The organism is Sphaerisporangium sp. NPDC005289 (assembly GCF_040607455.1).
Taxonomy (GTDB): domain Bacteria; phylum Actinomycetota; class Actinomycetes; order Streptosporangiales; family Streptosporangiaceae; genus Sphaerisporangium; species Sphaerisporangium rhizosphaerae.
Window position 1 is genome coordinate 232,858 of record NZ_JBEXGS010000009.1, and the last position, 12,424, is coordinate 245,281.

Here is a 12,424-nt window from a genome sequence, read left to right on the forward strand (position 1 = left end):
CGGCGCCGCCGACCGCAGCGGGTCACGCGCCGGCGGGGACGGGGGCACGCTCCCGTACCGCGCCGGCGCGTGACCCCACGCCCCGTTTCCTCACCCGGGAGTCCCCGTGCGATCCCTCATCATCCGAACGCTGCTGCTCTGTGCCTCCGTCGTGCTGCTGGTCCTGCCGGCCGCGCCGGCCCTGGCGCACGACAGCCTCAAGAGCAGTTCCCCGGCCAAGAACGCCGTCGTCGACGGCCTGGACCAGATCGAGCTGGAGTTCAGCGCGCACGTCAGCTTCCCCGTCGTGATCCTGCACGACGCGGCCGGCCGACGCTACGAGTCCGGACCTCCGCGCGCCGACGGCCCCAAGGTCGTGGAGAAGGTCGCCGCTCCGCTGCCCTCGGGCGCCTACGTCATCGCCTGGCGCATCGTCTCCTCCGACGGCCACCCGGTGGAGGGGGAGATCCCCTTCACCGTCCGATCCACCGCGACCGGCGCCGCCGCGCCGCCCCCGGCCACCGCGACCCCGGGACCGTCCACGGCGAACGCCCCGGCCACGGGCGGCTCGGCCCCCGCGGCATCGGAGCAGGGCGTGTCCGCGTGGGTGTGGGGCGCCCCGATCGCCCTGGTGGTCATCCTGGCGGTGCTGCTGTTGCTCGGCAGGCGCAAGGGCGCTCAGGACGCGGCCCGCCCCGATGCCGCCGCCGAGGACGACTGACGGCCGACCCCACTCACCGCTCGCCGAGTGTCCGGGCGCCGGGCTCACACCCCCGCGTCCGGACGCAACGCGTGTGAGCACCGCATGAGACCGTCCGTGAGCGTCTTCAGGGTCGTGTCGTCGACGTCGGCCAGCATGGTCGCCTCGATGGCGTCGAGCGAGCGGTCGCAGCGTCTGAGCAGGGACAGGCCCTTGCGGGTGAGGCGGGCGCACAGCACCCGGCCGCCGTCCGGGTGCGGGTCGCGGCGGATCACCTCGCGCTGTTCCAGGTCGCGGATGACGAGGTTCATCGCCTGCGGCGTGACGAAGGCGATGCGGGCCAGCTCCGCCGACGACAACCCCTCGCGCATGCGCAGTTCGCTGAGCGCCATGTACTCCGTCGTGGTGACGCCGTGCCGGGCCAGCGCCTCGTCCAGGCCCGCTCGAATGCGGCGTTCCAGACGGAACACCAGATAGCTCAGGCGGGGGACGGATGCGGCCGACCGGGACGCCCCGGGGATACGGCGGGCGGTCACCGAACGACCATACCGCGTGTCCATCGGATGTAAGTTTCGTGTCCTATATCAAGGCACTTTATAACAAGCCACTTGATAAGCAGGGCCAAGGCATCGCTCCGGGGTGCTGGTGGTGTGCGTTCTCGCGTCGTCATCTTGACCGCCGATCCGGGCCGCGTCTATTTTCCACCCGCCGAGCCCGATGTCTCCGTGAGACCGGCGCCGCCGGTTCGAGCCGTCGAGCAGGGACCAAGCCCGCACACCGACATTAGGAGAGCGGATGACACGATTGAGCGCGATACTGAGCATGGCCTGCGCGGCGCTGCTCTACGCCGCCGTCGCCCTGGTGCTGCCCCACCAGGCCGCCGCGGCCACCCTGACCGAGGTGACCGGCTTCGGCTCCAACCCCGGCAACCTGCGCATGCACCTGTACGTGCCGAACAACGCGCAGGCGAACCCCGCCATCGTGCTGGCCATGCACCCGTGCGGCGGCTCCGGACCGGGGTTCTACTCCTCCAGCGAGTTCGCCTCGCTCGCCGACCGGTACGGCTTCGTGGTGATCTACCCGTCGGCGTCGAAGAAGGCCAACTGCTTCGACAACTGGTCCGAGGCCTCGAAGGTGCGCGGCGGGCAGACCGACCCCGTGTCGCTGATGTCCATGGTGACCTACGTGGAGCAGCAGTACCACGGCGACCCGAACCGGGTGTTCGCCACCGGCAGCTCCTCGGGCGCCATGATGACCAACGCCATGCTGGCCCTGTACCCCGAGGTGTTCAAGGCGGGCGCGGCGTTCATGGGCGTGCCGTTCACCTGCTTCCCCAACGAGGCCGCCTACCAGCCCGGCGGCAACTCGGCGCCGTGCGTCGGCAAGACCGCCCAGCAGTGGGGCGACCTGGCGCGCAACGCCAACCCGAGCTACCGGGGACCGTGGCCGCGCATGCAGCTGTGGCACGGCACCGCCGACAACGTCGTCGCCTACTCCGAGCTGGAGGAGGAGATCAAGCAGTGGACCAACGTCAACGGCGTGAGCCAGACGCCGACCAGCACTGACACCCCGCAGTCCGGTTGGAGCCGGCGCCGCTACGCCGACTCCTCCGGCAGCGTGCGGGTCGAGGCGTACACCATCCAGGGCGCGGGCCACAGCCTCCCGGCGGGCGGCATGGCGGCCGTCGCCATCCAGTTCTTCGGCCTCAACGGCACCTCGCCCTCCCCCACCCCCACGCCCACGCCGACCCCGACCGTCACTCCGACCCCGACGCCGACCCCGACGGTCACCCCGACCCCGACTCCCACTCCGACCCCCAGCGTCACCCCGACCAACGCTCCGTGCCGGGTCGCCTACACCACCAACGGCTGGAACAACGGGTTCACCGCCAACCTCACCGTCACCAACAGCGGCGCCTCCGCCGTCAACGGCTGGACGGTGACCTGGACCTGGCCCGGCAACCAGCAGGTCACCAACGCGTGGAACGCCGCGATCACGCAGTCCGGCACGCAGGTCACGGCGCGCAACGCGAGCTACAACGCCACCATCCCCGCCGGCGGGAACACCAGTTTCGGCTTCCAGGCGAGCTTCAACGGCACCAACACGGCGCCGAGCCAGTTCGCACTCAACGGCACCGTCTGCGCCCGGGTGTAGCCCGGGCAACGCGCTCACCCGGCGGTGCCGGGTGAGCGTCGTGCGAGTGCCACCTCTTCCGCGTTCACCGGCGAGCGCGGAAGAGGTGGCGCCGGCGACGTGTAAGTTTCATCGACGTTCACGTGCGAGTCGCGGAGCCACCCGGTCTGTCAGGGTTCACCGCGGGACGGGTGGCGGCCCCGAGGCCGGCACGTCGCCGCCTGTGGCGACCGTGCGGGGTGGTGGAGGCCCTTCGGCGGGGGCGGGTTTCCCTCGCGGCGGGCCGGCCCGCGGGACGGCCCGGCCGATCTCGGGCGCCATTGACTTCACCAAAACGATCGCTCACTATGTCACGTAACTTACTGGACACGAGAACGAAACCTCTGGAACCACTGGTTTTTCGTCCCACGCAGGTTCAGCACAGGCGCGCGGCCGGAGAACCGCTGCAACCGGGTGGGCAGTGAATAGCACCGAACAACGGAAACATCCCCGATCGAAGCCATACGAATGTTAGCGCTCACATCGCAGGGAAACCCTCGCTGGCCACATTTGCGAGAATTCTCTCTCTAAACAGCATACGTACGATGACAGACCCAATGTTAGCGCTAACAGGAATTCAGCCAGGCGGAGACGGAAGTACGAGCACCACTTTGAGGACCCATCGTGCGCGACCGATGGCCTTGCGTGACGGAGCGGCCCACCCCCAGCCGGCCGCCCGGTCCGACATCGAAGGAGGAAGCATTGGCCACCACTGGTGAGGTCCGACGAGCCTTCACATGGAGACGCGGCTGGCGGTCGCTGCTCGCCATTCTCGCCACGGCCATCCTGGCCGGCTCCATGCTCGCGATCGGCACGACGACGGCGTCGGCGGCGACCGTCGACACCACCGCCTGGTACGTGCTGGTCAACCGCAACAGCGGCAAGGCGCTGGACGTGTACGGCGCGTCGACCGCCGACGGGGCGCGCATCACCCAGTGGACGCGCAACGACGGCAACAACCAGCAGTGGCAGTTCGTCGACTCAGGCGGCGGCTACTACCGCCTGAAGTCCCGCCTCTCGGGCAAGGTCCTGGACGTCTACAACCTCTCGACCGCCGACGGCGCCAACATCGTCCAGTGGACCGACGGCAACGGCACCAACCAGCAGTTCCGCCTCGCCGACTCCGACAGCGGCTACATCCGCCTGATCAACCGCAACAGCAACAAGGCCGTCGAAGTCCAGGGCGCCTCCACCGCCGACGGCGGCAACGTCGTCCAGTACAGCGACTGGAACGGCACCAACCAGCAGTGGCAACTGGTCAAACTCGGCGGCGGCACCAACCCCACGCCCACTCCGACCGCGACCCCCACTCCCACGCCGACGCCCACCGGGCCGACGGGCCAGTACAACAACCCCGTGGTCTGGCAGGACTTCGCCGACGGTGACATCATCCGGGTCGGCGACGCGTACTACTACTCGGCCTCGACCATGCACTACTCGCCCGGAGCGCCGATCCTGCGCTCCTACGACCTGGTGAACTGGGAGTACGCGGGTCACTCGGTGCCGAGCCTCGCCTTCGACTCGAACGCCTACGACCTGAACGGCGGACGGGCGTACGTGAAGGGCATCTGGGCCTCGGCGTTCAACTACCGGCCCAGCAACAGCACCTACTACTGGATCGGCTGCACCGAGTTCAACCGCACCTACGTCTACACGGCCTCGGCGGTGGACGGCGCCTGGTCCAAGCGGTCGCGGATCAACAACTGCTACTACGACGCCGGTCTGCTGGTCGACGACAACGACACCATGTACGTCGCCTACGGCAACAGCACCCTCAGCGTCGCGCAACTGTCCTCCGACGGCCTCAGCGAGGTGCGCCACCAGCAGGTGTTCACCACGCCGTCGAGCGTCGGCACGCTGGAGGGCTCGCGCTTCTACAAGCGGGGCGGCTACTACTACATCTGGGTGACCCGCCCGGCCAACGGCCAGTACGTGCTGCGCTCGACCAGCCCGTGGGGGCCGTACGAGATGCGCCAGGTGCTGCTGAACATGCCGAGCCCGATCTCCGGCGGCGGGGTGCCGCACCAGGGTGGTCTGGTGCAGACCCAGAACGGCGCCTGGTACTACATGGCGTTCGTCGACGCCTACCCCGGAGGCCGGGTACCGGCGCTGGCGCCGATCTCGTGGAGCTCCGACGGGTGGCCGTCGGTGCAGACCGTGAACGGTGGCTGGGGCGCCACCTATCCCAAGCCGGCGATCTCCACGACCAAGACCGTCAAGTCGATGATCGGCCCGGACACCTTCACCACGAGCGCGCTCGACCCCCGGTGGGAGTGGAACCACAACCCCGACAACAGCAAGTGGTCGTCCGGCAGCGGGCTGCGGCTGCAGACCGCGACCGTGACCAACGACCTGTACAACGCGCGCAACACCCTGACCCACCGCATCCAGGGGCCCTCGTCCACAGCGACGATCGAGCTGGACTACTCCACGATGAGCAACGGCGACCGGGCGGGCCTGGCCATGCTCCGCGACTCCTCGGCGTGGATCGGGGTCAGACGCGACAACGGGCAGACCCGGGTGTCCATGACCAACGGCCTGAGCATGGACGGCAACTGGAACACCACCGGCACCGGCACCGACGCCGCGAGCGCGGCGATCTCCGGCGGGAGGATCTGGCTGCGGGTCAACGCCGACATCCGCCCGGGCTCGGGGCGGCAGGCCCGCTTCTCCTACAGCACGGACGGAACCAACTTCACCACCCTGGGCCCGGCGTTCACGCTGAACAACGCCTGGCAGTTCTTCATGGGCTACCGGTTCGCGATGTTCAACTACGCCACCCAGGCCCTCGGCGGGTCGGTGACCGTACGGCGATTCGACCTGACCACCCCATGACGGAGAGGCACCGGACGGGCGACGGCCCGTCCGGCTCCACCGGCATCATCCGGTACGACGAAGGAAGCGGCGCCGGCCGGCAGTGACGACCCGTCCCCTTGGACGGACGGCACGGCGGCGGTCCACCTCGCAGAGCTCGGGCCGGTCCGAACTCCCTCCGGACCGGCCCGTACGCGGGCCGTCCGCCGTCACCCCCCGCGCGGCGCCGCCCGTTCCGCCTTCGGAGCGGGCGCGTCCGCACACGTGAAAAGGAGCGACCCTTGGATACCAAGAACGGGACCCCACCCCCGTTTCAACCCGACCCCGCCCCGCGTCCGGCACGGATGCGCAGGAGCGTGGCGGCCGCCTTCGCGATGGTGGCCACACTCTTCGTCGGCCTGCTGGTGGGCCTCGGACCGACCACCGTCGCGAACGCGGCGAGCGTCGACACCACCGCCTGGTACGTGCTGGTCAACCGCAACAGCGGCAAGGCGCTGGACGTGTACGGCGCGTCGACCGCCGACGGGGCGCGCATCACCCAGTGGACGCGCAACGACGGCAACAACCAGCAGTGGCAGTTCGTCGACTCAGGCGGCGGCTACTACCGGCTGAAGTCCCGCCTGTCGGGCAAGGTCCTGGACGTCTACAACTTCTCCACGGCCGACGGCGCCAACATCGTCCAGTGGACCGACGGCAACGGCACCAACCAGCAGTTCCGCCTCGCCGACTCCGACAGCGGCTACATCCGCCTGATCAACCGCAACAGCAACAAGGCCGTCGAAGTCCAGGGCGCCTCCACCGCCGACGGCGGCAACGTCGTCCAGTACAGCGACTGGAACGGCACCAACCAGCAGTGGCAACTCGTCAAACTCGGCGGCGGCACCAACCCCACGCCGACCCCCACCGCCACTCCCACGCCGACGCCGACGCCGACGGGTACGTGCAACCTTCCCTCGTCGTACCGCTGGACCTCGACCGGGGCGCTGGCGCAGCCGAAGTCGGGCTGGGTGTCACTGAAGGACTTCACCAACGTCGTCTACAACGGCAAGCACCTGGTGTACGCGACCACGCACGACAACGGGTCGAGCTGGGGTTCGATGAACTTCAGCACCTTCACCAACTGGTCGGACATGGGCTCGGCGACCCAGACCAAGATGAACACCGGCACGGTCGCGCCGACGCTGTTCTACTTCGCTCCCAAGAACATCTGGGTGCTGGCCTACCAGTGGGGCGGCACGGCGTTCTCCTACCGCACCTCCAGCGACCCCACCAACGCCAACGGCTGGTCGGGAACGCAGACGCTGTCCACCGCGAGCATCTCGGGCTCGGGCACCGGGCCGATCGACCAGACGCTGATCGGTGACGGCCAGAACATGTACCTGTTCTTCGCCGGCGACAACGGCAAGATCTACCGGCAGAGCATGCCCATCGGGAACTTCCCCGGCAGCTTCGGCGGCACCTACACCCAGATCATGAGCGACTCGACCAACAACCTGTTCGAGGCGGTCGAGGTCTACAAGCTGCAGAACCAGAACAAGTACCTCATGATCGTCGAGGCGATCGGCTCGCAGGGCCGCTACTTCCGGTCCTTCACCGCCGACAGCCTCAGCGGCTCCTGGACGCCCAACGCCGCCAGCGAGAGCAACCCCTTCGCCGGCAAGGCCAACAGCGGCGCGACCTGGACCAACGACATCAGCCACGGTGACCTGGTCCGCAACAACCCCGACCAGACCAAGACCGTCGACCCCTGCAACCTGCAACTGCTCTACCAAGGCCGCAGCCCCAGCTCCAACGGCGTCGACTACGGCCTGCTGCCCTACCGCCCGGGCGTGCTGACCCTCCAGCGCTGAGCCCCGACGAGACCCGCCCCGGGTGCGGCGGACCTGACCCCGCCGCACCCGAGGCGCCGCCCGCCGGTGCCGCACCGCGGCCCGGCGGGCCGCAAGATCGCGGGCGTCGAATCCCACGGCGTCAGCGACCCCCGTCGATCCGAATCCACCCTGGAGGGCTTCCGTGCGTGCCAATCGATGGCGGCGCCTGCTCGTGGCCGCGACGGCCGTCTTTCTCAGCCTCGCCGGAGTCATGACCGCGGTCTCCGCCCAGGCCGCCGCGGGGTGCCGGGTCGGCTACACCGTGACCAACCAGTGGCAGGACGGCTTCGGCGCCAACGTCGAGATCACCAACCTCGGCGACCCGGTCGACGGCTGGCGGTTGACCTGGTCGTTCTCCGCCGGGCAGAGCATCACCCAGCTGTGGAACGGAACCTCCGCCCAGTCGGGCTCCCAGGTCACCGTGACCAACGCCGCCTACAACGCCGCCATCCCCGCGGGCGGCAGCGTCTCCTTCGGGTTCAACGGAAGCTGGACCGGCTCCAACCCGGTGCCGACCGACTTCGCGCTCAACGGCACCACCTGCAACGGCCCCGCCACCCCCACGCCGACGCCCACACCGACCCCGACGCCGACGCCGACGCCGACGCCGACGCCGACGCCGACGCCGACGCCGACGCCGACGCCGACGCCGACCGTCACCCCGACGCCCACACCCACGCCGACTCCCACGCCGACGCCGACGCCGACGCCCACCCCGACGCCCACCCCGACTCCTACGCCGACCCCCACGCCGACGCCGACGGGCCCGTGGCCGCCGTCGTCGCAGTACGCCAACCCGGTGTTGTGGGAGGACCTGGCGGACATCGACATCTTCCGGGTGGACGACACCTACTACTACTCGGCCTCGACGATGCACTACTCGCCGGGCGCGCCGATCCTGCGCTCCTATGACCTGGTCAACTGGGAGTACGCCGGCCACTCGGTGCCCAAGCTGGACTTCGGCTCCAAGTACGACCTCAACGGCGGGCGGGCCTACATCGACGGCGTCTGGGCGTCGTTCCTGAACTACCGCAAGAGCAACAAGACGTTCTACTGGGGCGGCTGCATCGACTTCAGCAAGACCTACATCTACACCGCGAGCTCGGTCGAAGGGCCGTGGAACCGGCACACCACGATCAACAAGTGCTACTACGACGCCGGCCTGCTGATCGACGACAACGACACGATGTACGTCTCCTACGGCAACACCAGCATCAGCGTGGCCCAGCTCTCGGCCGACGGGAAGTCCGAGGTGCGCTCCCAGCAGGTGTTCCAGACGCCCTCCAGCGTGGGCACCCTGGAAGGCTCCCGGATGTACAAGCGGAACGGGAACTACTACATCTTCCTCACCCGCCCGGCCAACGGCCAGTACGTCCTGAAGTCCTCCAGCCCGTTCGGACCGTACGAGATGCGCCAGGTGCTGCTGAACATGTCCGGGCCGATCTCCGGTGGCGGCGTGCCGCACCAGGGCGGGCTGGTGCAGACCCAGAACGGCGCCTGGTACTACATGGGCTTCCAGGACGCCTACCCCGGCGGCCGGGTGCCGGTGCTGGCCCCGATCACGTGGACCTCCGACGGCTGGCCCACCGTGCAGACGGTCAACGGCGCGTGGGGAACCAACTACCCCTACCCCAACGTCCCGCGCCCGCCGCGCCAGGTGAAGTCGCCCACCGGGACCGACACCTTCGCCGGGACCACGCTGGGCCCCGAGTGGGAATGGAACCACAACCCCGACACCACCAAGTACAGCGTGAACAACGGGCTGCGGCTGCAGACCGCCACCGTGACCAACGACCTGTACGCGGCGCGTAACACCCTGACCCATCGCATACTCGGGCCCAGTTCGACGGCGACGGTCGAGCTGGACTACTCGGCGATGCGGGACGGGGACCGGAGCGGGCTGGCGATGTTGCGCGACTCCTCGGCCTGGATCGGCGTCAAACGCGACAACGGGCAGACCCGGGTGGTCATGACCAACGGCCTGAGCATGGACTCCAACTGGAACACCACCGGCACCGGCACCGACGCCGCGAGCGCGGCGGTCTCCGGCGGCCGGATCTGGCTGCGCGTCAACGCCGACATCCGCCCCGGCACCGGCAGACAGGCCCGCTTCTCCTACAGCACCGACGGGGTCAACTTCACCACCCTCGGCCCGGCCTTCACCATGGGCAACGCCTGGCAGTTCTTCATGGGGTACCGCTACGCGATCTTCAACTACGCCACCCAGTCGCTCGGCGGAGCCGTCACCGTTCCCCGGTTCACCATGACCGCCCCCTGACGGACCCCCGCATCACGGGCCGGCGCGCGCCCGCGCCGGCCCCTCCTCCCTCGATGTCCTGGAGCAGAAGTGTCCCCCTCATCACTGAGCCGCCGTCAGCTCTTCCAGGCCGCGGGCGTCGCCGTCGCCGCCTCCGCCGTCTCCACTGCCGGGCAGGTCGCCGGCGCCTCGGCCGCCTCGGCCGCGGTCGCCCCGGCCCGGCCCGACATCGGCGTGTCGGCGTACATGTTCGACCTCGGGCAGGTGCGGCTGACCTCCGGCCGCTGGCTGGACAACCAGAACCGCACGCTGTCGTACCTGCGGTTCGTCGACGTGGACCGGATGCTGTACGTCTTCCGGGCCAACCACCGGCTGTCCACCAACGGCGCCGCCTCCAACGGCGGATGGGACGCGCCCTCGTTCCCGTTCCGCAGCCACATGCAGGGGCACCTGCTCACCGCGTGGTCCCAGGCCTGGGCCGTGCTGGGTGACACCACCTGCCGCGACAAGGCCACCTACATGGTCGCCGAGCTGGCCAAGTGCCAGGCGAACAACGGCGCGGCCGGGTTCGCCTCCGGGTACCTGTCCGGCTTCCCCGAGTCCGACTTCAGCGCCCTGGAGGCCCGCACGCTGAGCAACGGCAACGTGCCGTACTACGTCATGCACAAGACCCTGGCCGGCCTGCTCGACGTGTGGCGCCTCATCGGCAGCACGCAGGCCCGTGACGTGCTGCTCTCGCTCGCCGGCTGGGTGGACCAGCGCACCTCCCGGCTCAGCTCCAGCCAGATGCAGAACATGCTGGGCACCGAGTTCGGCGGCATGAACGCGGTGCTGACCGACATCTACCAGCAGACCGGCGACGGGCGCTGGCTCACCACGGCGCAGCGGTTCGACCACGCCGCCGTGTTCAACCCGCTCGCCTCGAACCAGGACCAGCTCAACGGCCTGCACGCCAACACCCAGGTGCCCAAGTGGATCGGCGCGGCGCGAGAGTACAAGGCCACCGGAACCACCCGCTACCGGGACATCGCGAACAACGCCTGGAACATCACGGTCGGCGCGCACACCTACGCGATCGGCGGCAACAGCCAGGCCGAGCACTTCCGGGCGCCCAACGCGATCGCCGGGTACCTCACCAACGACACCTGCGAGCACTGCAACAGCTACAACATGCTCAAGCTGACCCGCGAGCTGTGGCTGCTGAACCCCAACCAGGCGTCCTACATGGACTTCTACGAGCGGGCGCTGTTCAACCACATCCTCGGCGCGCAGAACCCCGCTGACAGCCACGGGCACGTCACCTACTTCACCCCGCTCAAGCCCGGCGGCCGCCGCGGGGTGGGCCCGGCGTGGGGAGGCGGCACGTGGAGCACGGACTACAACTCGTTCTGGTGCTGCCAGGGCACGGGCGTCGAGGTCAACACGGCCCTGATGGACTCCATCTACTCCTACAACGGCACCACGCTGTTCGTGAACATGTTCCAGCCCTCCACCCTGAACTGGTCACAGCGCGGGATCACGGTCACCCAGACCACCTCCTACCCGGCGAGCGACACCACGACCCTGCAGGTCACCGGCGGCGTCGGCGACTCGTGGACGATGCGCGTGCGCATCCCGGCCTGGACCACGGGCGCCACGATCAGCGTCAACGGCACGCAGCAGAGCGTGGACACCACCCCCGGCTCCTACGCCACCCTCACCCGCTCGTGGACCTCCGGCGACACCGTGACGGTGCGCCTGCCCATGCGGGTGGTCATGAAGGCCGCCAACGACAACCAGAACGTCTCGGCGATCACCTACGGGCCGCTCGTCCTGTCGGGGAACTACGGCAACACCTCGCTGTCGGCGCTGCCGAGCCTGAACACCTCCTCGATCACCCGGACCAGCACCACGGCGCTCACCTTCACGGCGACCGCCAACAACGCGACGGTCAACCTGATCCCCTTCTACGACGCGCAGGGGCACAACTACACCGTCTACTGGAACGCCAACGGGCAGAGCGGAGGCGGGACGACGAGCTACCGGCTGGTCAACGCCGCCAGCGGTCTGGTCCTCGGCATCCAGAACATGTCCACCGCGGACGGCGGCCTCGCGCTGCAGTGGACCGACAGCGGCACCGCCGACCACAACTGGGTGATGGTCACCGACGGTGACGCGGTGCGGTTCCGCAACGTCAACAGCGGCAAGGTGCTGGGCGTGGAGAACATGTCCACCGCCGACAACGCCCGCGTCCTGCAGTGGTCCGACAACGGCACCGCCGACCACCGGTGGACCATGGTCAACAACGGCGACGGAACCTACAAGATCCGCAACGTGAACAGCGGCAAGCTGCTCGCCATCCAGAACAACTCCACCGCCAATGGGGCCCAGGCCGTCCAGGACTCCGACAACGGAACCGCCGACAACCGGTGGCGGCTGGTCCAGAACTAGACCCGCCGGCCGAACCGGGAGCCGGTCGCCTGGGCGAGAGGCACCGTTCAGGGGACCACACCGAGCGCCGGGCCGCGTTGGCGGCCCGGCGCTCTTCCATGCCGGACGCCCGGTGGCGGGGCGCTCGTCCGTCCCGGGCGTCCGGCGGTCCCAGGGGTGCGGCGGTCCGACGGAGCGGCAGGGCCGCGGGCCGCGGGGCCG

Annotated in this window: 7 protein-coding genes; 6 read left to right on the forward strand and 1 reads right to left on the reverse strand. The window is 69.2% G+C overall.

Going from position 1 to position 12,424, the window contains the following annotated elements; all coding sequences use genetic code 11:
• Positions 1–106 precede the first annotated feature (106 nt).
• On the forward strand, positions 107–700 hold the full coding sequence (locus ABZT47_RS18325) for a copper resistance protein CopC (protein WP_354842929.1): 594 nt from the start codon (positions 107–109) through the stop codon (positions 698–700).
• A gap of 44 nt (positions 701–744) precedes the next feature.
• On the opposite strand, the gene ABZT47_RS18330 is transcribed toward ABZT47_RS18325, so the two are convergent.
• Complete coding sequence (locus ABZT47_RS18330) at positions 745–1,215, reverse strand: MarR family transcriptional regulator (protein ID WP_354842932.1); 471 nt, start codon at positions 1,213–1,215, stop codon at positions 745–747.
• A 259-nt stretch (positions 1,216–1,474) separates the two neighbouring features.
• Between ABZT47_RS18330 and ABZT47_RS18335 the strand changes: the two genes are divergently transcribed.
• The 5 genes from ABZT47_RS18335 (at position 1,475) to ABZT47_RS18355 (ending at position 12,223) form a co-directional block, all read left to right on the forward strand.
• On the forward strand, positions 1,475–2,833 hold the full coding sequence (locus ABZT47_RS18335) for a PHB depolymerase family esterase (RefSeq protein ID WP_354842935.1): 1,359 nt from the start codon (positions 1,475–1,477) through the stop codon (positions 2,831–2,833).
• Between the two features lie 720 nt (positions 2,834–3,553).
• Entirely contained in the window at positions 3,554–5,686 is a 2,133-nt protein-coding gene (locus ABZT47_RS18340; RefSeq protein ID WP_354842937.1) for a family 43 glycosylhydrolase, read from the forward strand.
• 353 nt (positions 5,687–6,039) lie between these two features.
• The gene (locus ABZT47_RS18345) at positions 6,040–7,515 is read left to right on the forward strand and encodes a non-reducing end alpha-L-arabinofuranosidase family hydrolase (RefSeq protein WP_354843176.1); all 1,476 of its coding nucleotides are present in this window, start codon (positions 6,040–6,042) and stop codon (positions 7,513–7,515) included.
• Between the two features lie 163 nt (positions 7,516–7,678).
• Positions 7,679–9,814: a family 43 glycosylhydrolase gene (locus ABZT47_RS18350; protein WP_354842940.1), complete on the forward strand. Its 2,136-nt coding sequence runs from the start codon at positions 7,679–7,681 to the stop codon at positions 9,812–9,814.
• A 69-nt stretch (positions 9,815–9,883) separates the two neighbouring features.
• On the forward strand, positions 9,884–12,223 hold the full coding sequence (locus tag ABZT47_RS18355) for a beta-L-arabinofuranosidase domain-containing protein (RefSeq protein WP_354842943.1): 2,340 nt from the start codon (positions 9,884–9,886) through the stop codon (positions 12,221–12,223).
• The last annotated feature ends 201 nt before the right edge of the window (positions 12,224–12,424 follow it).